Raw genomic sequence first — 23,037 nt, 5'->3', positions numbered from 1 at the left:
TGTCTTTCTAGGTTACAAAAAAAGAGTCGACCAAAAGCCGACTCTCATGAATTCCAAAGTAATCTTTATTCGTACCTCAGTGATTCTACTGGATTTCTTCTTGCAGCCTTGACCACCTTTCCAGAAATCGAAACAAGTGAAATCAACAGCATTCCAAAAATTGGTATAAAGAAACTCAAAAAGTTGAGGTCCATGTGGTATTTCCATATACTGTCCATAAGGACTCCTGTAAGCATAAAGGCCGAAATAGCGCCCAATATTGAAGCGATCCCAACAATGATCAGGAATGGTCGATTGATCAGTGTACCAATCCGCAGGACAGTCGCCCCTAAAACTTTCCTGATACCGATCTCTTTTGTTCTGCTCAGTATGTTGATAGAAACTAAAGTAAACAAGCCAATAGCGGAAAGAACGACTGCGATCACCGCCAGGAATAAGAATATGGCAACAATGTTATCATTTACCGTTCGCGCCTCACCTAAAACTCCTTGTTCGTGGATCAGAATATCCGCGGGTCGATCGGTAATCAATTCACCCCATTTGGTCTCCATATAGGCTTTAACATCTTGAATCTCATTTGGATCTACCCTCGCTACTAACATGGAAAGCTCACTATCGTCTCTTAGCCGTATCATCATAGGATCAAGTTCTTCCCAAAGACCATAGATGAAAAAGTCCTTCACCATACCCACTACATTGTACCTGATCGTATCGTAAAGGGTCACTTGCTGGCCGATCGCATTGTCCCAACCATATCTGGCGGCCATTTTCTCATTTACGAGGATACTGTTATTTCTATCTGACTGGCGGTTCTGCTCGTCAAATCCACGACCTTCAACAACCTGGAAACCGGCAACTTCAGCATAGTGAAGCCCCACATCCATAATGGAAACCTCGTACTCCTGACCTGCACTTTTAATGGCAGCACCATTAGCACCCCACCCTACATGATGGCGTGTCAATGATATTTCTTCTATAGCTGGGTTCTCCATGATTGATGTCTTGAAGCGCTCAGCTTCAAGTGGTGAATTCAGGAAAGCGAGCACCATACTCTCCTTATCATAACCCTGATCAATACTATCTTGATACGCTGAGTTCTGAAGGAAAGCAAAACCAGAGATCAAAGCCAGCACAGAGATCATGAACTGAAAGCCAAGCAAGACTTTGGAGAGAATACTAGAACTACCAACTCTCAAAGTACCTCTAAGGATAGATACTGGTCTAAAACGGCTCACAAATAGTGCAGGATAACCACCTGCCAATAGTGCTGTTGCCAATAATACTCCTGTTAAAAACAAAACCAGTGCGGGGTTTTCAGAGAGGCTCAGCAGTATGTTCATGTTGGGCCACATATTACTGTACTGAGGCACCAACCACATCGCAAAGAGGAGTCCTAAACCCAGAGATAATAAACAGAGAAGCAAATTTTCTCCTAGAAACTGGAACACAAGCTGTGCTCTACTACCACCTACCGTCTTTCTAACACCTATCTCCTTTAGTCTTTTGTTAGACATGGCAATGGCCGTATTGGTAAAGTTAAAACAGGCCAAGAGTAAAATGAGAATCGCCATAATCCCTGGCGCCATGATATGGGCAGGGTGTAATGCTTCAGCTCCCAAATCTGTTCCATTCATATCTCTCTGATTGAATGGTAGGTCTTTCATATCCTGAACCCAGAAACCGCTAACGGGAAAATCCTTTCGAATCTCACTCTGAACAGCGGCATACTTTTGAATCAACGCAGGGGCTGTTTTCATCACATTTTCATCTTCAGTCTGTATAAACACTCCATCAATGAAGCGTCCCCAATTCCCTTTCTCCACTCCAAGAATTCGGTGAAAATTTTCAAAATCAGAAACCAGCTGAAACTGCAGTGTGCTTTTTTGTCCAACATCTTCAAACACTCCCCCAACAGTAACAAACTGATTGGGCTTACCCTCAATAACGACCTCAACAGTTTCTCCAACGGCATTCTCCTTACCAAAAAGTGAGATAGCCGTGCTAGAAGAGATCAGCACGTTGGAAAGTTCTTTGTAGGCATTCTTATTGCCGTGGATCACATTAAAGCTGAACATGTCCATAAAGTCACCATCCACAAAAGCCATTCGCCTGGTGAATACATTCTGATCCCTTTTAATGGTGATACCAGCCCTTTCAATTCTTGAAACCCCCTTCAGTCCAGGAATTTCGTTTTTCAGGTTCGGCCCGAGTGGCATCGGCACCATACCGTAGGGGACATTTGCACCTCCCTGATCCCGATAGATTGAGATCGCATAGAGCTCATCGTAGTTTTCATGCTGCCTGTCAAATGTGGTAGCAAAATCATAATTGAGATAGGCTACTATACAGCAGGCAAGCGCTAAACCTAAACCGATGATATTGATGAGAACAAAGAACTTGCTTTTCATCAAGCTCCTCACAGTGACCTTAAAAAAATTCTTAAACATGATTTGACCTTTTGGTTTGAGATATAAATAGTAGATACAAGTTTAGCCTTAAAGGTTGCATGAATTTTCGAACATTCAACTAACAAATTAGTTGATTTTTTTCAATCTCGAACTTTTCCACTTGTAGGCCTTGAATATAAGCGGCTATAGTTACTTTTGTCAACAGAAAACTTATGGAAAAATGGAATTAAAAAAAGTAGCATTAAACGACCTTCATGAGCAACTTGGAGGCAAAATGGTCCCTTTTGCTGGCTATAACATGCCCGTACGTTACTCTTCTGATATCGAAGAACATAACACAGTGAGAAATGGTATTGGTGTTTTTGACGTTTCCCACATGGGAGAGTTTGTTTTGAGCGGACCAGATGCACTTGACTTAATCCAACGCGTTACTAGTAATGATGCCTCCAAACTTGTGGACGGACAGGCTCAGTATTCTTACTTCCCCAACGAAACTGGCGGAGTGGTAGATGACCTTCTTGTCTACAGATTCAATGCTGAGAAATATATGCTCGTAGTCAATGCTTCGAATATCGACAAAGACTGGGCTTGGGTGTCTAAATACAATACCAAAGGTGTTGGTATGAAGAATGTATCAGACTCTCATTCTCTGTTTGCGGTACAAGGCCCGAAAGCAGTCGAGGCGCTACAAAAACTGACTTCCGTCAACTTATCCGAAATCAAATACTACAACTTTGTAGTAGGTCCATTTGCAGGTGTTGAGCATGTGATAATTTCTGCAACGGGATATACAGGTGCTGGTGGCTTTGAAATCTACCTACATAATGATCATGCAGAATCTGTCTGGAAACAGATTTTCGAAGCTGGTGAAGAATTTGATATCAAACCTATAGGTCTAGGTGCTCGCGATACGTTAAGAATGGAAATGGGCTATTGCCTGTATGGCAACGACATAACCGATGAAACATCTCCTCTTGAAGCCGGGCTTGGTTGGGTCACGAAGTTCACTAAGGAATTCACCAATTCAGCTGCACTTCAAAAGCAAAAAGAAGAAGGTATATCCAACAAACTGGTTGCCTTCAAAATGATTGACAAAGGCATTCCGAGAAGTCATTATGAGCTTCTTGATAATGAAGAAAATAAGATTGGAGAAGTCACATCAGGCACAATGTCTCCTTCCTTGGGTTATGGCATTGGACTAGGCTATGTGACCAAGGAAAGCAGCAAAATCGGTACGGAAATCTTGGTGGCAGTGCGTAAGCGGAGACTTAAAGCCGAGATCGTAAAATTGCCTTTCTACAAATAATGAAAATAGATATTTGTTATACTCCTGAGTTGATTCATCAATTTGATGTTTCAGACAAATGCGTTGTGGTTATCGATGTTTTGAGGGCTACTTCATGTATGGTGGCTGGACTTGGTTCAGGTGTCAAGAGCATTAAGCCCGTAGCCACTGTTGAAGAATGCGAAGCACTCGGTCAACAAGGCTATATAATGGCTGGTGAAAGAGGGGGTAAAAAGTTGGAGCAGTTCGACATTGGGAACTCTCCTTTCGACTATATGCAAACCTCACTGAAAGGAAAAGACATCGCTGCAACAACTACCAATGGCACTAGAGCCATTGACCTCTCCAAAGAGGCGCCTGAAGTAATCATTGGTGCTTTTCTAAACCTGTCTGCAGTTGTCGATTACCTAAAATCCCAAGAAAGGGATATTCTCTTGTTTTGTGCGGGTTGGAAGGGTAAGTATAATCTGGAAGACAGCCTTTTCGCAGGGGCAGTTTGCGATGGACTAAAGAAAACAGCTGATTTCGATTCGGATGGAGTGACAGCGGCTTTCTATTTATATGAGTCAATGCAAAAGGATTTGTTCTACTACATCAGCAGAAGTAATCACGCTGCCAGACTCTCAAAGTTTGGTATCATGAAGGATATTGAATACTGCTCCAGGACGGATGAATTTAGCGTATTACCAAGACTGAAAAATGAGGTGCTGACAGTCTCGAGCTAGTCAACATTTAGGTCTACTTGGACCTCGGCATTCTTGATCACATTCTTCAGGCGTTTGCTTTTCTCTCTCAGGCCATATACCCATCTATTAATGGGCTGAAAGATTTTCGGCATATCAGTTCTGAAAATATCACAGAAGAGTACTACTCGGGTTTCCTCTGTTTTATTCCACACGGCATGTTTATATGTGTCGTCAAAGAGAATATCTTCTCCTTCTTTCCAGTCGTACCGTTCTCCACCATTTATAATATAACACTCCCCTTCTTTGGGGATAACCAACCCTAGGTGATAACGATACACACCTTTGTAGAATCCATTATGTGGAGGAATATGCTTTTGAGGCCCTAGAATAGAGAACATTGCTGTAGTAATACCGGGTATTTGTTTCAAGAGTTCCGTGGTTTTTGGAGCGCGACCGCAGTTCTCTTCTTGCCAGTTCCCGTAAGCCATGAACATAAATACCCTCCATGACGATTTATCTCCATCGTTGATGAACCTCTGAATTTTATCGACTTCATGAAACTTCGGTATATCTTTTTCAACTCGAAGCACCTCGATCAACTCGTCCCGAATGATTTCCCAGTTGTCCTTTAGCAATTGGTGTGATCTGAAGTGTTCTTCTAAATCAACAATGGGCGGGTTCTTATTGAAGAGTCTGAGTATCAGCGAAAAGCTAATGGCAATTAGACTTGGCTCTATGAAGTATAGAATGATGTTTAAGAGGAGAAAGACAACTATTATACCCCCCAGTATCTGAAGAATAATCATATTGGTCCGTTAGATTTAGTTTGTGTTTAATGAGTAATCCAACACAAAAACGAAAAAAAGCCTATCTCAGTTCATGAGACAAGCTTTCTTTTCCAAAATCTATTGAGCCTCTTACTTCTTTTCGAATGTGGTATTGGTTTCTGAAATGATGGTCATCGGGATTGTTATGCCTGGGGCATATAGTTTACCCTCGACTGTTTGAATGGCTTTGACTTTTTTAGGCATACCGGTTTTGACATCTAAATCAATCGTTGTCTCTTGATTACCATTCATTTCGGTATTCACTTCAGTACCCATGACACTCATTGTACCGTTGACATTAATTTTGGCAAGCGCAAGTAATGTATCATCATCACTCCAACTAAAAGTATTTTCCATCTCGACAGGAATATTATTAACCACGGAAGCAGTTTTTATCGTCCAATCAGCACCATTGTCCTGATCATAAATTGCCATCAATGACTCCATTGAGTTCTTTAATAGATCGTCATTATAGTTGGTCAACATTTGGTCTGCCACAGCACCCATCCCTACATTATTAAACTCATTCCTAATTGCATCCCTCATGTCGGAGGTGCCCGAAATACTGAGTATTTTACCCAGACGATTCATCTCTACTGTATAGGATTTGCCATTCATAATCCTTAACGGCAGACTGGTCTGGTCTTGGTCATCAGAATCCATTTCCGTGTTCCCCATAGGAGACTTTAAAGAGATGACTCTCCTCACTCCAGTAACTTTAATGGTATATACATCACCATCCACAGCCATCACTTCTAACTTATCAGTGTTGATCAAATTTTGATCAGTAGACAGAGACTGTCCTTGAACTTGCTGTTGAATATCCTGTTTTACTGTGGCCGTCATGATATAGACATCCCCTTTCTTCAGGTCGTATCCCCTAGGTTTTTGGGCGAGAACTCCAATAGCATTAAAGCATAGGAGCACCAAAACGAATTTTGCGCTTCTCATCATCCCTTCTTAATTATTTCATTTTGTAATTTCTACGGTCACTTCGGTTTTCAAGCTCATAGGAACCGAGGTACCCTGGATACTTAGTTCACCTTCCAATTCCTGAATAGTTTTAATACTTTTACTCATACCTGTCTGAGCATCTAAAGAGAAGACACTTTTTTGCGTACCGATCATTTCGGCAGTCATCTGCTGCCCCATGGTTTCGAATTCCCCACTAAGGATCATATCTCCTTCTGAAGTGATTTCAGCGTCACCAGAATAAGAAAATGCATAAGTGACACTAATAGGTAAGTTATTGACAACCATATTGGCTTCACGATCCCATTGTTTACCAGGCTCTTTATAAATGTAGAATTGGCCATCAAATGAAGTTGTGAGCGTCTTAGCATCAAATGATGTCAGTAATTGATCAGCAGATGATTCTAGTACGGTGCCAGTAAGATCTTTCTTCACTGCTTCCCCTAATTCATCCAAACCTTCAATGGACAAGACTTTTCCATATTTATTCATCCAGATGTAATAGCTCTTTCCGCTAAGTGCTCTAAAGGCCAAATGCTCATCTCCGTCTAAATCAGAATCCATACTCATCGATCCCTGTGGAGTCTTGGAAAGTAATGTCCTTGACAAGCCTGTAGTTTTGAATAAGAACCCATCATTATTCGTGTCAACTACCTCATACAGGTCTATCGTGGTGATTTCTTGTGTAGTGGTCATATTCTGACCAAACATGTTTTGTTCAATATCTTGTTTCACAACGACTGACACTCTGAATTGATCGCCCTTATTGAGCTTATATTCAGTTGGCTTCTGTGCCGAAAGATTCAGCGCCACAAATAGGCCTAATAAGGCCAAAATCTCCTTTTTAAATTTCATATCGTTCAGTTATTGTAGTTTCTCATTATTCTTATGCCTATCCTTATCTCTGGATGTTTTTTTATCCATTCTAGCCCTCCAGGCCGATTGTAGGTCTACCCCGGTTTGATTGGCCAGGCAAACTACCACAAAAAGTACATCCGCTAATTCTTCACCGAGGTCTTTAGACTTATCCGAGTCTTTCTCCGACTGTTCTCCATACCTTCTGGCAATGATTCTAGCTACCTCTCCAACCTCCTCGGTGAGCTGAGCCATATTCGTCAGTTCGTTAAAATAGCGTACACCAAACTCCTTGATCCAGGTATCTACTTCCTCCTGAACAGAGGACAAAGGTTTATTTTCTGTTGTCATCATTTCTTGTCTTTAGTATCAATAATGATGGTAACTGGACCATCATTTACCAATGAAACTTGCATATCAGCACCGAACTCTCCCGAACCAACAGGCTTGCTCAAATCTGAAGCCAATTGTTTTATAAATGCCTCATAAAGCGGAACGGAAATCTCCGGTTTTGCTGCTTTTATATAAGAAGGCCTATTTCCCTTTTTTGTACTCGCATGGAGTGTAAACTGACTAATGACCAAAGCTTCTCCATTAATATCCAATAAGCTCTTGTTCATTACGCCCTCATCATCAGGAAAAATACGCATATTTACAATCTTCCTACTAAGCCATTCCACATCAGTTTGGTCGTCTGATGCTTCGATACCCAGAAGGACCATTGTGCCCACCCCAATACTGGCCTTAACTATATTATTAATGCTTACCGAAGACTCTTTAACACGCTGTATCACTGCGATCATGGGATGCAAAAAACCCGATAAATAATTTAGGATTCAAGTTATACCATATCGAATGTAGAATGATGTGAGAATTTCGTTGGCCATTTCTTTCTGAAAAAGGCGAGAAACGCAGATATAGCATCGCTACATCGAGTATTCTCAACGCCTTTCAGGGAGAAATTGGCAGAAAGGCAGCATCATAGTATGTTCCATTTGGTATTAATTGCATATTTTCACTTCATGCGCATTCGGCTCTATTGGCTGTATATTTTTTTAGGAATTACTATCGCCTGCTTCTTCGGATACCAGCAATTGCAAGAACCGATCAGCTATGATTTGGCCTCAGAATTTGACGGCAATGACTACAGAAATATCTACGAATACTTCACTGGTACGCAATCCGAATATCAAGTTGCTTTTCCATTCCATCAGCGCATTCTAGTTCCGGCTTTAGCCGCTCTTATCAACTCGGGAGACATCTTGTTCGATTTTCAAATCGTTAATCTGATCTTTTCTCTTCTCGCGGTTTGGATCACCTTTATGCTTTGGAGACAGTTAGGCTTTGAGATCAAATGGTTTATTGCAGGCTTCATCTGGCTGCTTTTTCATTGGACAGGTCTGATTAGACTTAATGCATTTGACCCAATCACCGTGGACGTACCGCTGTATTGCTTTCAAGCTCTTTTCGTTTGGCTCATTCTGAAGCGAAAGTTCGTTCACCTTCTTTGGCTGGCACCGCTCGCCACAGCCCAAAAGGAATCCTTCATTGCCCTGATGATCGTATTGTTGCTTTATGCATGGTATCACGATAGAAAGTCGCAAGAAGGTTATTACGACCTCCCGCTGATTGCCGCATCTTTAGTATTGGCTGTGGTAACACAATCTCTTATCACCGGAAACTTTCTTCCTATTGAATCCGGAAAAGGCGCTTTCATTACAATAGGTTTCCATGCCAAGGAAGCCATTTTAAATCCTTTCGAAATTGTTCGATGGTTGGCGGCTATGGCCATGGCCTTTGGCCCGGCTCTCTTTCTAACTTTTGGCCAATATGCTAAAAGCCATCGATACGATAATAGGCGAAACCTCCTGCTCATTTTCAGCCTGACCTATTTGGCATTTGGCATTTTAGCCGGAGGTGACATGACACGCATTATCTATTTGGGATTTCCATTTATTGCCACCTGGATCATCTATGAACTAAGAGAACTCAACACCAAGCACCTTCTAACCCTAGGCATATTATCGTTGCCATTAACGATGCTTTACAAAAGCATTCCAAACCCTGCCTTTGAATGGGAGGTTTGGCAAAGCTGGTATCCTGAATTTGCCGAATCAAGTATAGTCCTGATCATACTAGCGTATACATTAATAGTAGCCTTTATCTTAAATAGAGTGATGAGGTTAAGTGTGATGAAGTGAATTGAAAGACTATTCTTTCTTAAATTAGGCGCTTTAAGTATCAACCTTAATTAGACCTTATGAAGCGTCCGGCTTTTCTCTCTTTAATCATTTTGTTCTGTGTTTCATTAACTGCCATAGCCCAGTCAACTGCTGTGCCTGTCTTTAAAGATGGTGAAGCGCAGATTGTAGAAGCCTTCAGCAATTCGGCTGATTGGATTCGTCATGACCTCTGGGTAGAAACAGAATTCGACACGGATGGTGATGGTAAAATAGATCGTGTACACGTGGCTGTGACAAGGCCCATGCAGACAGAAACCGAAGGATTAAAGCTGCCTGTTGTTTATGAGTCAAGCCCTTACTATGCAGGAACTGCCGGTAACGCACCTGGCTTGTTTTGGAATGTTAAACATGAAATTGGTGCTACTCCTCCTCCGAGAAACCATGTAGAGGTTCAAAGAAGAGGTCAAAGACCCATCATCTCTAATTCACAAATCAGTAGGTGGGTACCTAGGGGATATATCGTTGTACATTCTTCTTCTCCTGGAACAGGTTTGTCACAAGGTGCACCGACTGTAGGAGGCGACAATGAATCATTGGCACCTAAGGCGGTGATTGAATGGCTAGCTGGAAAAGACAACGGCTATACTACTCCTGATGGTGATGAAAAAGTCGAAGCTTTTTGGTCGACCGGTAATGTAGGAATGACAGGTACTTCTTATAACGGAACCATACCCCTAGCCGCTGCCACTACAGGTGTGGATGCGCTAAAGGCGATCATCCCAATTGCCCCAAACACCTCTTATTACCACTATTACCGCTCGAATGGATTGGTAAGAAGCCCTGGTGGCTATTTGGGAGAAGACATTGACGTACTGTACGACTTCATTCATTCCGGTGCAGAAGACAAAAGGCCTTATAACAATAAGACTGTCAGAGATACCGAAATGGCCAACAATATGGATCGCATTACAGGCGACTATAATGACTTTTGGGCAGGACGAGATTATCTCAATGACATGAAGCCCATGAAGGCCGCTTTGCTAATGTCTCATGGTTTTAACGATTGGAATGTAATGCCTGAGCACAGCAACCGCATTGCTCAAGCGGCAAAGAAAATGGGCATCCCGACACAGATTTACTACCACCAAAATGGTCATGGAGGTCCACCTCCAATGAAAATGATGAACCGTTGGTTTACGCGATACCTACATGGCATTGAAAATGGTGTCGAAAATGATCCGAAGGCATGGATCGTCAGAGAGAATGATACCAGAACAGAACCAACTGCCTATGCCGATTATCCTAATCCCGAGGCCAAACCCGTAAAACTCTATCTGGAGGGTAATGCCCCAGCTGTCGGCAATTTGACCACCTCCAAGCCCAAAGGAAAGATGACCGAAACAGTCACTGACGATTATACCAAGTCTGGAGCCGTATTAGCTCAGGCCACTACGTCAGACAACCGTCTGCTGTTTGTTACACCTATTTTGAAAGAGGATCTTCACCTCTCCGGCTTATCTACTATCACCATTAAAGTTGCCAGTGACAAGCCAGCAGTGAACTTATCGGTATGGATGGTCTCTTTACCTTGGAACGAAGGTGACGGCACAAAAATCACAGACAATATCATCACTAGAGGCTGGGCAGATCCTCAGAACAGTAAATCACTTCGAAAGAGCAATCCACTTACCCCCGGTAAGTTTGTTGCACTGAAGTTCGACTTACAGCCGGATGATCAGATCATTCCTGCTGGCCAACAAATTGGCATTATGATCTTCTCGAGTGATAGTGAGTTTACTCTACACCCAGAACCAGGTACAAAGCTAATGGTCGACCTTAATGGAACTTCCATTTCAATTCCTGTAGTAGGAGGAAAAGCAGCGTTTGAGAATGCCACCAAGTAAATGGTCTAAATACCAAGCTCCATCCGCCACCTTGAGAACCAATCGATCGTCATACTGAACCTGTCTACCGACTGGCAGGCTCTTTTCAGGATCTCGGCCTTGTATAGTGTCAAAACAATATAAAAAGTCTTAGCCGTCTGTCGACAGGCAAGCTTATATAAAGCATCTTGGAAGTCCACAAATATTTAAGACCCTGAAACAAGTTCAGGGTGACGGGGAAAAGTGCTACTACATCTTCTGCATAATCTCTGACTGATAGAAATAGCAGCCTTTGTCTTCTTGCTTGGCTACTTTCATCATAGCGTCAGCCACTTTATCGGCATGGATGGGACGGTATTTTTTCCAAGGACCGATAAAAGGAACAATCCTCGTAAAAAGCTGAGCCATCTTTTCACCGGGACGATTCTCTTTTCGATTGCCCCTCAGAAGTGAAGGCTTGAAAATGTAAATCGTACGATAGTCGAGAAACGAAATTTTATCTTCCAACTCCCCTTTAACACGGCTGTAGAAATTCCTAGAGTTCATATTTGATCCCATGGCGGAGACAAGAAAAAAGCGTTTGGCTCCGGCTTTGAGGGCGCGCTTTGCCAACTCCATTGGGTAAGTGAAATCCACTTTATAGAATGCATCCTGTGAACCCGCATTCTTAATGGTTGTTCCAAGTGTACAATAGATATCATCGGCCTCTGGAAATTCATCCATATCAGCCAATTGATCGAAGTTGACAGTAAGTTCTTTTAATTTATCGTGCTGGATTCCGAGTGGCTTTCTCACTAGCGCAATGACTTGACCATAGTCTTTGCTATTCAGTAACATTTGAGTAAGTGACTGGCCAATCAGCCCGCTTGCACCGGCAATGATTGCAGTTTTTGATTCCATACATCTAAAATAGCCAAAAATTCATTTTGAAGCGTAAGCCCCTTGTCTTTCGCATACCATAAATGTAAGTACTCAGTAAACTCCTTGCCTGTCTTTTCCTGACTCACTTTGTTATCAAGAAACGCCTTCTGCATAGGTTCAGGTCTTGGACCCCAAGTGCCTAAAACTTCCAAAGAATCGTCCAAAGCAATCAATTTAGGAATGGAACGGCCGCCATTGGTCAAAAATGCATCGATCAGCGGCAAGTTTTCATCCCTTAGGACAAACCTTAGGTCAATGTTTGGATTTAATTCTGCCATTTTATTAAGAAATGGCAAATTCTGAGCGGCATCACCACACCAACCTTCGGTGATGACAAGCCAGGTCATTTTTTGATCAACAGCCTGTAGTTTACCCATTAATTCTGGTGTAATCTTGCCGATCTTCTCCCACTTGCGCATGCGCTTCTGATTCAGCGTAGCGTAGTTGATCATACTCTCGGACTGATTGGCTCCTGTAGTTTTTCCTTTGGCCAATAGACCATCTAAAAACTCACGATAAGAAGCGTAGGTATAAGCTTTGTTGATAAGGGACTGATTAATCAAAAGTGACATAATGTTATCTTCAATGTTCTAACACTGAGTTAACATAATTGTTATTCAGAAAAGTTCGCTTGTTCCCAAGTTTTATAATTTTCCAGGTCTTCGCGGAAGCATTTACCCAGCCACACGAGAATAGTGGCATCATCTAGCAGGCCCGCTACTGGGATAAAATCAGGAAGTGCGTCTAGTGGTGCGATGAAGTAGAGTAATCCTGCAATTATCATCACCAAAGTTTGCCAAGGCATATCTTTATAGGTGCCGCTCACCGTATTGGTTACCATGCGAGAGACCAGTTTCAGGTATTCAACCAGTTTTTCACGGAGAGAATCATCTTTCTCTGAATCATCTAACTTCGCTTTTAGCTTCACCAAAAGGTTTTTCAAAGACTCGCTGTCATTGACAATTGCGGCAGCCTTCTTTTTGAATCGGTTAAAGTGCTTTTTTTCTCGTGCAGATGGTTCCTTGGCCATGTATTGGGTGTTAGAATAATTGTCTTATTTCCTCTTTAACAACTGATAGTGTCTCCCCTACAGGATCTCTATCCAATTTAATCATATAATCAAAAATCGCCTCCGCCAGATCGATTGCATTTTTCTTTTCATCCATTTTTTGAGAAGACTCTTGAACAGCCGTGACAATATCGTTAACCGTAGCCCGAACTCTCGTCCAAACGCCATCAGAAATATATACTTGCTGTGAGAGGTTATGATTGAACTCTTCCCTAATTTCTTTTAATAGCAATTGTTGAAAATCATAGGCACTGATAGACGGATCACTTAGCCTCAAAAGCATGTTGTTCGGAGAAATACGTTCCAACAACAAAGCCACGCGTTCATAAGCCTGCAGGCGAATGGGCAAAACAGTTTCGTTGTTTTTAATCTTTATATCTAGAAGCCTGTTATCAAACTGCTTCTGTAAAAAATTTCGCATAACCAGATACATGGCATACATGACCAGGGCAGCTGGAACTAATAATTTCAAAAACTCGGTTACATAGTCCATAAATCGGAATACACTTCGGTGCTTTTCATTTAAAAACTGAAATTAGTGAGAATCTCGAATAGGTATTTAAGTTTACATCTGAAAACGTGAAATAATTCTCATTCTTATGACCATTGAACCGGTAAGCCTTACAGAAAAGGCTGTTGAGGAAGTAAAAAACATCATGAACAATAAGAGCATACCTGAGGGCTATGGTCTACGTATTGGTGTCAAAGGAGGTGGTGGCTGTGGCGGACATGGTTTTATGTTAGGCTTCGATAAACCCCAAGAAGGAGACCTCACTTATGAGGTACAGGGCATCACCGTGCACATTGAAAAAAGGCAAACTATGTATCTGGTAGGGCTTGAGGTAGATTTTTATGAGGGAAGCGATGCGAGAGGCTTTACTTTTGTAAACCCAAATAGTGTTACATCGGAATAATTTTTCCAAAAGCCTTAGGCAGAATCGCTTAAGGTCTTTGTCAGCCAGTCATTGAGTTTCATATCCATCACCAAATGAATCCGGTCTTGCTCACTATTATTCATCACCCTATGCGGATCGGACAGCCGAAGGTACCAGCATTCGCCTTCTGCCATTAATACCTCCTTTTGGTTGACATAGAAATGAACATCTTCATTGGTCTGTATCGGTATATGAAGCCTTACATCCTCTTCATCCAAATCATAGTCTCGATGCTCCTTTATTTCAGAACCTGCTGTTAACTTCATAAGCCGAACTGATAAAAGCTTAGTCTCAAATATGCCGAGTAACTCTTGATAGTATGGGCATTCTTTGAGGTAAGGGGTTGGAACAAAATCATCATTATCTGGAACAGCAGAAGCCATCAAAACAGGGTGGTCCCTACCTCTTTGGGCGGTCAATGGAATCACCGACCAATTGCCCTCGTAGTTTTGGGTGACAAAATGATCAATCCAAGAAACTTTCTGCAGGTCAATCATATCCTTTTTGAGCCGTACTGGATCGAATTTAAAAGGTAATCTAATGGCATCATGTGTGAACATAGAGTAAGATATTGAGGCAAGATTGAAATACATAAATCACTAGCTATATATTTGAGAAAAATGACTCCATGTACCTTTATGACTTTGTAGTTCTCACGGACGATCACCACGTTTCACCTGGTCAAATCGATCAGTATATACAAAATGTTCTTGATGAAGATCGTTTAGTTATGGAAGCCCTTCAAGCAAAGGGGTATAGGGTATCACGAAAAAGTTGGTCCGATCCGGAATTCGACTGGTCCAATACCAAAGCGATCATCTTCCGAACCACCTGGGATTACTTCGATCGTTTCGAAGAATGGAAATCATGGTTAGCCCATACCAGCAAACTTACCCAAATGATCAACTCCTACGAGCTGATCGAATGGAATATGGATAAACACTACTTGGGTGATCTCGAAAAACAAGGAATCAATATCCCTCCTACCCGATATATTGAAATTGGGGAAGAAACTAGCTTGGCCCAACTCACCAGCGAAACTGGATGGAAAGATTGTATTCTAAAGCCCTGTATCTCTGGAGCAGCACGACATACCTATAAACTCAATGCCGACAACCTCAATGATCATGAGGCAATCTTACAGGAACTGATCGCGAAAGAGGCCATGATGCTTCAGCCTTTTCAGAAGAATATAGTAGAGAAAGGAGAAGTCTCCTTGATGGTTATGGGTGGAACATTTACCCATGCAGTATTGAAAGTAGCTAAGCCCGGTGACTTCCGTGTACAAGATGATTTTGGGGGTACGGTACAGCTCTATGACCCGTCACAAGAAGAAATTGCTTTTGCCGAAAAGGTGGTGAAGGCCTGTGATCCTCAACCTACCTATGCTCGAGTGGATATAATTAGGGATAATAATGATCAATTGGCTCTTATTGAATTAGAGTTGATTGAGCCAGAGCTTTGGTTTAGGCTATATCCAAAAGCTGCCAGAATTTTAGCCGAAAAGCTATAGTTCTCTTGGGTTTTTGCTCATAATATCGCTTCTTCTTTCCAAAGTAATCCACTTGAAAAATGAATCGAAGCAAGATTTTCAAGGCCCTTCTGCCCCTACCTTTGACCTTAATTACTCTCGGCTGTAATCCAGAAAAACAGACACTATTCCCAACTGACAATGAAGGCGGTTACACCATCGATAAATACGAATCCTCTGACCAAAGTCTGTCAGATTCTGTGTTGATCTTCGGAAAGATAGAGTCAATTCAAAAGAAAGAACCATTGCCAGCAAGTTTCATTAAATGGGCTTGTACAACTGAGATTTCAGACAACATTGGAAACTATCGAATGATGGTAATGAGGAATTTAGATGTTGAATTTCGTTTGTCAGCTAGAAGTATGCTTTATCAGGAAATAAGGACCAAGAGTATCGATTTCGGCAACTTGGATTCGCTACAAATCGACTTTTATCTTGATCTCTCGAATGAAGTCTTTTCGAGCTGTAACTAATCAGAATTTATTGTTTAAGATGGGTTAGCTATAAATAAACTCGAAAGCGCTTTTGTAGCTCCGCATTTTATTTGCACTGTCGATTACCAAATTGTTAAAGGAATCACAGTCAAGCGTTGCAGAACCTCCAATAATAACCAGATGGCTCTTGTAACACTGGAGCCATTTGAGCCAGAGTTGTGAGTTAGATTACACCTAGAGGCTACTCAGGTTTTAGCGAAGGCATTATAGTTCTCTCTGAGATTTACGTATTATGCATTGAATCCAACATTAACAGATGACCTATGGGATTTTTTAGTAGAGATAAAACCAGAACATATGAAGTTAACGGAACGCGAATGAAGTGTGTCGTTTGCCAACATGAAGAGTTTGAAGAACGACAAGCTCAACTTAACACTCAAGTTTCAACATTACTTGGTATCGATTGGGCCGACACAGAAGCCACATGTCTGGTATGCGATAATTGTGATTATGTTCATTGGTTTCTTCCAAGAGAATGAAAGAACTTTTCTGGACATTCCTTTTTTTTACTTTTTTCCAGGCTCATATTGATGCACAAGAGTTTGAACTTGGGGTTTATGGGCCGGTATATGCCGATCCCTATTTTACATATGAATTCTTAGAAGGCAATAGGTTCAAGTACACTGGATATGGTCACCTAGGTACAACCTATAGAGGAGGAGGGAGCTATAGTTTTGAACAAGACAGTATTTACTTCCATTATGAATCTTTGAAATTAGACCCAGCTCAATTGTCTGCTTATTCGATTGACCTTGACCATCAAAAAAGCACTGTACTCCTATCATTATCACTGCAAGTATTTGTGAGTTCTGATTCCTCTAGCTTCCCAGCTGCATGGATCGATATCAATTATGAAGGAACAAAAGCCTCAAGAATCTTACACACTGATGAAAATGGTAAACTGTCTATGTTACTATTCAAACCAATAAAAGAGAATATTCTTACTGTTCGGGCCATGGGTTACAGAACTCTCAAAATTCAACTGGATACGATAAAAAGCGCCTCCGCAAAGATCCGCGTATACTTAAAACCCGCTAATGAATTCACTATAGAAGATAAAATTTCTGCTTACAGGTTTCAGGTCATCAATGATACCTCCTTCACTTTGGCCGGAAAAAGCATTCCCAAAACACTATACCATAAACAGAAATAGTCTATTCGGAAGAATACAAAAACTCAAAAGCGCTTTTATATCCACCTACTTTATTCGCGTAGTCGATCACCGAATTGTAAAAGGAATCGCGTCCAAGCGTTGCAGAATCTCCAATAATGACCAGCTGTGTTTTGGCTCGGGTCATGGCTACATTCATTCTGCGATACTCTTTTAAGAAACCTATCTCATTCTGTTCATTGCTCCTCGTCAGGCCGATATAGATTACATCCCTCTCCTGCCCCTGAAACGCATCCACTGTGTTCACAGAGATTTGTTCTCTAACGGCATCAAAGGCTGGATTCTTTATGAGCAGGTCTTTCAGCAACTCGATTTGTGCTTTATATGGGGCAATAATACCTACTGATTTCTCCAAGGAAAGATTATTGGCCAAGTGTTTAAGCAAAAGATCTGCCTCCTCCTCATTGTAAGTACTCAAAGTTTCCTTATTGACCTTTTCGTGAAAACCACAACCAGCGGTGTCAATAAACTGAAAGTGCTCTATTTCGCTACCTTTCTCTCTTTGAAGTACTTCTTCAGCAGTCTTTAGCTTTCCATCATAGAAATGATCTCCAGAGAATTTCATGATATCAGGGTGCATTCGATACTGCGTTTCGAGCATTACGGACCCTTCAATATGGGCTATGGCCTTTTCAAATAGGGTATGAGCAAGGCCATCCTTAGCTGCCTGAAGCGACTTAATTGTTGGAGGCAATTGTAGATGATCCCCAGCCATAATCACGCGGTGTGCTTTGCGTATTGCGATCCAGCAAGCAGGCTCTAATGCCTGAGAGGCCTCATCGATAAATACAGATTTAAAGGTACAGTCTTGAATCAGTCGGTGTGTCGATCCAACGAGGGTACAAGCCACCACTTGGGCTCGATCAACCAGATCTTCCATAATTTGGGATTCGATACGATCGGCATCGCCTTTTAGCATTCGGGCTTCTTGCATGACCAGCTTACGCTGCATTCGTTCTTCGTACCCAAAGTTTCTTTTGTATTTCTGCCCCATCTTTCGGTACTCATCGGCACGCTTCCGAATGTCTTTCAATTCTTTAAAAAATGGGTGTTTGGATATCTTTACATCCAGGCTATTTTCAATTACCTCAGGTGTCAGTCGAGCCGGGTGACCAATTCTCAAGACTTCAATACCAAGACCATCGAGTTTCTCTACTAAGAGGTCTACCGCAGCATTACTTTGAGCACAGACCAAAACCTGCTTTTCCGTCTTTACCACTTCTTTGATGGCATTGACCAAGGTGGTGGTTTTCCCAGTACCCGGAGGGCCATGAATTATTGCCACATCCTTGGCATTGAAGATTTGCGTCAGTGCCTTATTCTGACCCTCATTAAGATTTACCGACTGAAAATCGAAGCCCTTCTTAAAGGATGCTGGCTTATCGCCATAGAGTATCTCTCTTAGATCAGCCAACCGTCCAGTTTCAGCACTATGCACTTCCTTCAATGCCTTTTGCATTTCGCGATAGCCACCCTCATCGAAGAGCAGGTTCACACCCAGTTTTCCATCTCTAATCCAATCAGGGATATCACTAGAATTGAGCACGATACGAACTTTGTCATTCCTGACATAACTGATGACACCAGAAACAGCATCAGCATCTTCACCATGACCTGAGAAGACACTGGCAATAGCACCGACCTGAAAAGCATGATTCTGTTCTAAATGCGTGGTCCGATCCAACTCAAGCGTATATCGATCGCCTGTGCTGATGTATTGATTCATCAATTGAACCGGATACCATGTCACACCCTTCTGCCTTCTTTCCTCAATTGAAGTATGAAGCATCTTACGCTGGTATTGCGCATAGTCTTCGTCTTTCTCAATTCGGAGCAGTTCCTTGAGATGCTGGATGGTAGATTGGGCTTCGGTCATTGGAATGTACCTGTGTGCAGTACTATTTGTGACGAATCATGGTTATCCGAGATTGCTTTACCTGACCGCCAACTGGTGGGTTTTTCTTGGCTACAGAAATCTCAATAGTGAAGATGTCATTAAAGGCTTCGAAAAGCCTTTCTAAAATTCTTTGTGCCACACGTTCAAGGAGTTTGGTAGGAATCGCCATTTCCTCTTTAGTAATGGCATAGATTCTTTCATAATTGACGGTGCCGTCAAGGTCATCATGTTCAGAGGCGATAGTGAAGTCTGTGGTGACATGAACATCCACAATGAACTCGTTTCCTTTCTCTCTTTCTTCCTCATAAAAACCATGAAAGGCATAGAATTCCATGCCTTCCAGTGAAACTATGTCTTTGCTCATGTTATTCGAACTTATCGAAGAAGGAGCTCTCCTGCTTCTCTTCTTCAGATGATTCTGTTGCCGCGGTTACTTCTTCGGAAGGTGGCGTTTCTTCGATTTCAGCCTCTGGTTCTTCATTTACCTCAATAGTCTCTTCAACTACTTCAGGAATTGATTCTTCCTTCGGCTCTTCTATTACCGCCTCAACCATTTCTTCTGGTGCTGTCTCTTCAATTGGTTCCGTAGTCACTTCGTGAGCAGTCTCATCAACCATCTCATTAATACTCTGCTCGGCAGCTTTGTGCTCGTTCTCTACCAGAATACTTTCAACATCAACAGGTTGTGAGGTATTATCATTCACTTCTCGGCCCAAATCCTTGGCCTTCTTTAAGTGAGGTTTTATATCACTCGGAAAGTCCTGATGTCTTCCAATTTTATTCAGTATATCTTCGGCAAGTAATTTCAAATCGGACATCAATGAGTCCTTACTGGCATTCATACTTCGGAATACCTGCTCTAATTGACGGATTTCATCTTCCATGTCATCAATTATGACACGCGACTTGTTCTCAGCATCTTCAATGATAGACCGAGCTCGTGATTTCGCTTCGCTCATCAAGGCATCAGCTCTCATCTCGGTTTCTTTCATGTGGAGTTCGGCAGTCTTGGTTGCCTGCTCTACCATATTGGCACCAGTATCTTCAGCCGTTTTCAGTGTTTTGAACAGGGAGTTCTCCACCTCACGTAGTTTCTTTACTTCATTTTCTGAAGCTTCGAGTTTATACTTTAGCTCTTTGTTTTGGTCATAGAGTCTTTCCCATTCAATGGAAAGAGAGTTCAAAAATGCGCTGACCTCATCTTTGTCATAACCACGAAAGGCTTTTTCGAATTCCTTTTGCCTTATCTCTAGCGGTGTAATGTTCATACTTACCGAAAATTAAAATTTGATATCCCAGATTGATATACTCCGGTCGTCACTGGCCGACAATAACAGGTTGTTGAAGTTTGTCCAAAGCACCTTGTTGATCGAGGTACCGTGGCCTGCATGCCTTGCCTTGTCAATGACTTTCAGGAGTTGGAAAGTCTCGGCATCCCAGACCTTTATGGACTTGTCCATGCTACAAGTTACAAAATGTTTGCCATCAGGGCTAAAAACCAAATGGTTAATTGCAAACATATGAGCCACGATCGACTCATGCATTTCATAACCTTTTTGTGTATCCCAGATTTTTAAGTGAGCGTCCCGACTTCCACTAATTAAGTAACGCTGATCAGGAGAATATTGTACAGTGAAAACCGATATTTTATGTGCTTCAATTTCCTTAATCAGACTGAAGTCTACTAAGCTATAAATGCGGATAAAATTATCGCTAAAGCCTACTGTCAAGTGGCCTAGTTCTTCAGAAATAGCAATGGTTCTCGCGCTTTTTTCCGATGCCTGTATGACTTGAACGGTCTCTAACGTGGTAATATCGAGTACATGCACCTCCCCATTCGCCAAGGCAGCAAAAATCCGATCCTTAATTACCTTGATATCGAAAATGGCGCTTGTACCAAGCTTGATGGAACCCACCTCTTCCTTTTTAGCAAGATCGACCAGATGTATCCCATCAAAGTTTTGGCCTATTACCAGTGCGTTTCTTTCAGCATAATAAAAAAGCGCATACACAGAACTAGGCACTTTAGCCATCATGCGCCCATTCTCCATGTCGTCAAGATTCCAGAGGGCAACCACACCGTCCCCTCCTGAAGAGAAAAACTCGTTTGGTTTTGGGCCTTGTTCAAGCGTATAAACACAGTCAGAGTGCCCTCCAACGGTATTTACTTTATTGACTTCGATTTTAGGCATGAATAAAAAAGCTAGTATCTTCGATTTGCGGTAAAGCTAAGTCGGCTGAGGTTCAAAACGAACGGTCATGCCGGAAAAATAATCCATTAGATTAGTTATGGATAATTTTATCCGGCATCTAATCAATAGAGCTTTTTAGATTCCGGATATTTTTCTTCTCCTTCAAAAGGAAAGAAGAAAAATTCTGGAATGACGAATGAAGTAGGTGGGATTTAGCTGCCATTAATAATTTTTAGCATTCATGCCAATTGCCCACAAATCTTCGATTACCCCTGAAGTCTCCTATATCTTATGGAAGATCACTGAAACCGAAGATGAATTACTGAAGCATTTAAACCTGAATGAAGAAGAACTTGATGATTTAAATGCTGTCAAAGCACCTTCAAGACGACTAGAGTGGTTAGGAGCTAGAACAGCTTTAAAGCACTTGGTAAATGAGCTCGGCCAGTTTTACATCTATAAGGACGAATTTGGGAAGCCCCACCTCAAAGAAACGAGCATTGGCATTTCTATGTCACATGCGAAGGGATTCGGTGCTGCAGCTATTAACCTCTCAGGAGAAGTTGGAATAGACATTGAAACCGAGCGAGCTCAGATTCATCGCATCGCACATAAATTTCTGCATGTATCAGAAGCAAGTTGGGCGAATGGTAACATAGAACAGTTGACCAAGGTATGGGCAGCCAAAGAAGCACTCTATAAGCTCCATGGAAGGACACAGCTGACTTTTGCAGAGCAACTGATCATCTCTGACTTTTCAAATGGCAGCGAAGTAAAAGGCCAAATCCTAGAGAATGAGATCGCCACTGATTATCAATTGGCGAGTAGTTTCCTCGACCCAATTCATATTTGTTGCGCCTATTAAGGCTACTCGGACTCCTTTTCAATAATATTCAAGAGTAGTTTAATCTCCTCCACCCTTTCAGTATGACCTAACTTTTCGTGAGAGTTGATCAGGTTTCTTAGCATACGAGCTACAATATCGATATGTGAGCAGGGTTCATAGAAACGATCGTTTGGCGAAAGCTTAAGGTTAGCGATGTACTCGTCTACTTCTTTCTTGGAAAAAACAAGGCCGCGATTAAAGGCATTGATGTAAAACTGGACATCGTCTTGCTTATAGGTCATCACGAAAAGGTTGGGAAGGTTTACACCAAAAACGGGCATTTTCAATTTCTGTGCTACCAACATGTAGATGATGCATAATGAAATGGGGTTACCTTTCTTGGTCTGTAAGACCACGCTGAGCATCGAATTTCCTGGGGAGTGGAAGTTTTTGGTATTAGCTCCAAAGTGAAGCTTCCCGAATAAGACTGAATTGAGAATTTTGATTTGATCCACCGGATGGATATCTGCCTTAAATTCAAGCCAGGCCTCATAATAAAGCTGCTCTAACTCTTTGCTCAATTGCTCATACTCGAGGTCCGGATACTGATAAGTGTTGATCAGCCAAACCCCTTCCAACAAGTCCTTTCCTCCATCTATCTTCCAGGCATACAGCTTCTCTTTGAGTAACTCAAATTGAAGATTATGTACCAAATCTTCTATCCTCTTTTGAACGACAGGGTTAAAGCTATTCTCCCATTCAAACTCCAGATAAGGAATGATATACGTACCCATTGACTTGATCTTATCTTCAATATGCTGGACAATTTCAAAGTCGTCATCATCCAGCAATGAGACCATTGCCTTGAGCTCTTTATTATTCAGATGTTCTTCTTCTGACAT

At 41.9% G+C, this 23,037-nt stretch carries 25 protein-coding genes; 9 read left to right on the top strand and 16 right to left on the bottom strand.

Annotation, left to right across the window (positions count from 1 at the left end; translation table 11 throughout):
- Positions 1-65 precede the first annotated feature (65 nt).
- On the bottom strand, positions 66-2,447 hold the full coding sequence (locus BFP97_RS19795; protein WP_069844073.1) for an ABC transporter permease: 2,382 nt from the start codon (positions 2,445-2,447) through the stop codon (positions 66-68).
- 181 nt (positions 2,448-2,628) lie between these two features.
- On the opposite strand from BFP97_RS19795, the gene gcvT reads away from it, so the two are divergent.
- The gene (gene gcvT / locus BFP97_RS19790; protein WP_069844072.1) at positions 2,629-3,714 is read left to right on the top strand and encodes a glycine cleavage system aminomethyltransferase GcvT; all 1,086 of its coding nucleotides are present in this window, start codon (positions 2,629-2,631) and stop codon (positions 3,712-3,714) included.
- Positions 3,714-4,418: a 2-phosphosulfolactate phosphatase gene (locus tag BFP97_RS19785; RefSeq protein WP_317039347.1), complete on the top strand. Its 705-nt coding sequence runs from the start codon at positions 3,714-3,716 to the stop codon at positions 4,416-4,418. The genes gcvT and BFP97_RS19785 overlap by 1 nt, the downstream gene beginning before the upstream one ends.
- On the opposite strand, the gene BFP97_RS19780 is transcribed toward BFP97_RS19785, so the two are convergent.
- The 5 genes from BFP97_RS19780 to dtd all read right to left on the bottom strand — a co-directional run bounded on the left by BFP97_RS19780 (position 4,415) and on the right by dtd (position 7,836).
- A complete protein-coding gene (locus BFP97_RS19780) occupies positions 4,415-5,185 on the bottom strand; it encodes an aspartyl/asparaginyl beta-hydroxylase domain-containing protein (RefSeq protein ID WP_069844070.1) in 771 nt (256 codons plus the stop codon). The genes BFP97_RS19785 and BFP97_RS19780 overlap by 4 nt on opposite strands.
- Positions 5,186-5,296: 111 nt before the next feature.
- Positions 5,297-6,160 carry a DUF6263 family protein gene (locus tag BFP97_RS19775; protein WP_069844069.1) on the bottom strand — a complete coding sequence of 288 codons (864 nt, stop codon included), beginning with the start codon at positions 6,158-6,160 and terminating at the stop codon, positions 5,297-5,299.
- Between the two features lie 15 nt (positions 6,161-6,175).
- A complete protein-coding gene (locus BFP97_RS19770; RefSeq protein ID WP_069844068.1) occupies positions 6,176-7,033 on the bottom strand; it encodes a DUF6263 family protein in 858 nt (285 codons plus the stop codon).
- A 9-nt stretch (positions 7,034-7,042) separates the two neighbouring features.
- Positions 7,043-7,387, bottom strand: a complete 345-nt coding sequence (locus BFP97_RS19765) for a nucleotide pyrophosphohydrolase (protein WP_255399540.1) — start codon at positions 7,385-7,387, stop codon at positions 7,043-7,045.
- Complete coding sequence (gene dtd / locus BFP97_RS19760) at positions 7,384-7,836, bottom strand: D-aminoacyl-tRNA deacylase (protein ID WP_069844067.1); 453 nt, start codon at positions 7,834-7,836, stop codon at positions 7,384-7,386. Before dtd ends, BFP97_RS19765 begins: the two co-directional genes overlap by 4 nt.
- A gap of 219 nt (positions 7,837-8,055) precedes the next feature.
- Between dtd and BFP97_RS19755 the strand changes: the two genes are divergently transcribed.
- Positions 8,056-9,234: a hypothetical protein gene (locus BFP97_RS19755; RefSeq protein WP_069844066.1), complete on the top strand. Its 1,179-nt coding sequence runs from the start codon at positions 8,056-8,058 to the stop codon at positions 9,232-9,234.
- A gap of 59 nt (positions 9,235-9,293) precedes the next feature.
- Positions 9,294-11,120, top strand: a complete 1,827-nt coding sequence (locus tag BFP97_RS19750; RefSeq protein ID WP_069844065.1) for a Xaa-Pro dipeptidyl-peptidase — start codon at positions 9,294-9,296, stop codon at positions 11,118-11,120.
- Positions 11,121-11,348: 228 nt separating this feature from the next.
- Here BFP97_RS19750 and BFP97_RS19745 read toward each other — a convergent pair whose 3' ends face one another.
- From BFP97_RS19745 to BFP97_RS19730, 4 genes are read right to left on the bottom strand one after another with little or no spacing between them, the layout of a single operon-like run.
- The gene (locus BFP97_RS19745) at positions 11,349-11,999 is read right to left on the bottom strand and encodes an NAD(P)H-binding protein (protein WP_069844064.1); all 651 of its coding nucleotides are present in this window, start codon (positions 11,997-11,999) and stop codon (positions 11,349-11,351) included.
- Entirely contained in the window at positions 11,957-12,592 is a 636-nt protein-coding gene (locus BFP97_RS19740) for a thioredoxin family protein (RefSeq protein ID WP_069844063.1), read from the bottom strand. The genes BFP97_RS19745 and BFP97_RS19740 overlap by 43 nt, the downstream gene beginning before the upstream one ends.
- Positions 12,593-12,633: 41 nt before the next feature.
- Positions 12,634-13,050 (bottom strand): YkvA family protein, encoded by a 417-nt coding sequence (locus BFP97_RS19735; RefSeq protein ID WP_069844062.1) that lies wholly within the window; start codon positions 13,048-13,050, stop codon positions 12,634-12,636.
- 10 nt (positions 13,051-13,060) lie between these two features.
- Positions 13,061-13,582: a hypothetical protein gene (locus tag BFP97_RS19730; protein WP_069844061.1), complete on the bottom strand. Its 522-nt coding sequence runs from the start codon at positions 13,580-13,582 to the stop codon at positions 13,061-13,063.
- A 106-nt stretch (positions 13,583-13,688) separates the two neighbouring features.
- Between BFP97_RS19730 and BFP97_RS19725 the strand changes: the two genes are divergently transcribed.
- A complete protein-coding gene (locus BFP97_RS19725; RefSeq protein ID WP_069844060.1) occupies positions 13,689-14,003 on the top strand; it encodes a HesB/IscA family protein in 315 nt (104 codons plus the stop codon).
- Positions 14,004-14,017: 14 nt separating this feature from the next.
- Here BFP97_RS19725 and BFP97_RS19720 read toward each other — a convergent pair whose 3' ends face one another.
- Positions 14,018-14,584, bottom strand: coding sequence for an aspartyl/asparaginyl beta-hydroxylase domain-containing protein (locus tag BFP97_RS19720; RefSeq protein WP_069844405.1), 567 nt, complete (start codon positions 14,582-14,584; stop codon positions 14,018-14,020).
- 68 nt (positions 14,585-14,652) lie between these two features.
- Here BFP97_RS19720 and BFP97_RS19715 point away from each other — a divergent pair, with 68 nt between their 5' ends.
- From BFP97_RS19715 to BFP97_RS19700, 3 genes are all read left to right on the top strand, one after another.
- Positions 14,653-15,537: a RimK family alpha-L-glutamate ligase gene (locus BFP97_RS19715; protein ID WP_069844059.1), complete on the top strand. Its 885-nt coding sequence runs from the start codon at positions 14,653-14,655 to the stop codon at positions 15,535-15,537.
- Positions 15,538-15,596: 59 nt separating this feature from the next.
- A complete protein-coding gene (locus BFP97_RS19710) occupies positions 15,597-16,028 on the top strand; it encodes a hypothetical protein (protein WP_069844058.1) in 432 nt (143 codons plus the stop codon).
- A gap of 496 nt (positions 16,029-16,524) precedes the next feature.
- Entirely contained in the window at positions 16,525-17,202 is a 678-nt protein-coding gene (locus BFP97_RS19700; RefSeq protein ID WP_069844056.1) for a hypothetical protein, read from the top strand.
- 1 nt (position 17,203) lies between these two features.
- Here BFP97_RS19700 and BFP97_RS19695 read toward each other — a convergent pair whose 3' ends face one another.
- The 4 genes from BFP97_RS19695 to BFP97_RS19680 are packed head-to-tail and all read right to left on the bottom strand — an operon-like array spanning position 17,204 to position 21,309.
- Positions 17,204-19,096, bottom strand: coding sequence for an AAA domain-containing protein (locus tag BFP97_RS19695; protein WP_069844055.1), 1,893 nt, complete (start codon positions 19,094-19,096; stop codon positions 17,204-17,206).
- A 22-nt stretch (positions 19,097-19,118) separates the two neighbouring features.
- On the bottom strand, positions 19,119-19,481 hold the full coding sequence (gene folB / locus BFP97_RS19690; protein WP_069844054.1) for a dihydroneopterin aldolase: 363 nt from the start codon (positions 19,479-19,481) through the stop codon (positions 19,119-19,121).
- A gap of 1 nt (position 19,482) precedes the next feature.
- Positions 19,483-20,385, bottom strand: a complete 903-nt coding sequence (locus tag BFP97_RS19685) for a DivIVA domain-containing protein (RefSeq protein WP_069844053.1) — start codon at positions 20,383-20,385, stop codon at positions 19,483-19,485.
- 12 nt (positions 20,386-20,397) lie between these two features.
- Positions 20,398-21,309, bottom strand: a complete 912-nt coding sequence (locus BFP97_RS19680; RefSeq protein WP_069844052.1) for a WD40 repeat domain-containing protein — start codon at positions 21,307-21,309, stop codon at positions 20,398-20,400.
- 241 nt (positions 21,310-21,550) lie between these two features.
- Here BFP97_RS19680 and BFP97_RS19675 point away from each other — a divergent pair, with 241 nt between their 5' ends.
- The gene (locus tag BFP97_RS19675; RefSeq protein WP_069844051.1) at positions 21,551-22,174 is read left to right on the top strand and encodes a 4'-phosphopantetheinyl transferase family protein; all 624 of its coding nucleotides are present in this window, start codon (positions 21,551-21,553) and stop codon (positions 22,172-22,174) included.
- A 2-nt stretch (positions 22,175-22,176) separates the two neighbouring features.
- Here BFP97_RS19675 and BFP97_RS19670 read toward each other — a convergent pair whose 3' ends face one another.
- Positions 22,177-23,037: a transglutaminase-like domain-containing protein gene (locus tag BFP97_RS19670; RefSeq protein ID WP_069844050.1), complete on the bottom strand. Its 861-nt coding sequence runs from the start codon at positions 23,035-23,037 to the stop codon at positions 22,177-22,179.

The sequence above is a fragment of the Roseivirga sp. 4D4 genome (assembly GCF_001747095.1).
In the GTDB taxonomy this organism is placed as follows: Bacteria; Bacteroidota; Bacteroidia; order Cytophagales; family Cyclobacteriaceae; genus Roseivirga.
This window is presented reverse-complemented; position numbering and strand designations above follow the sequence as displayed.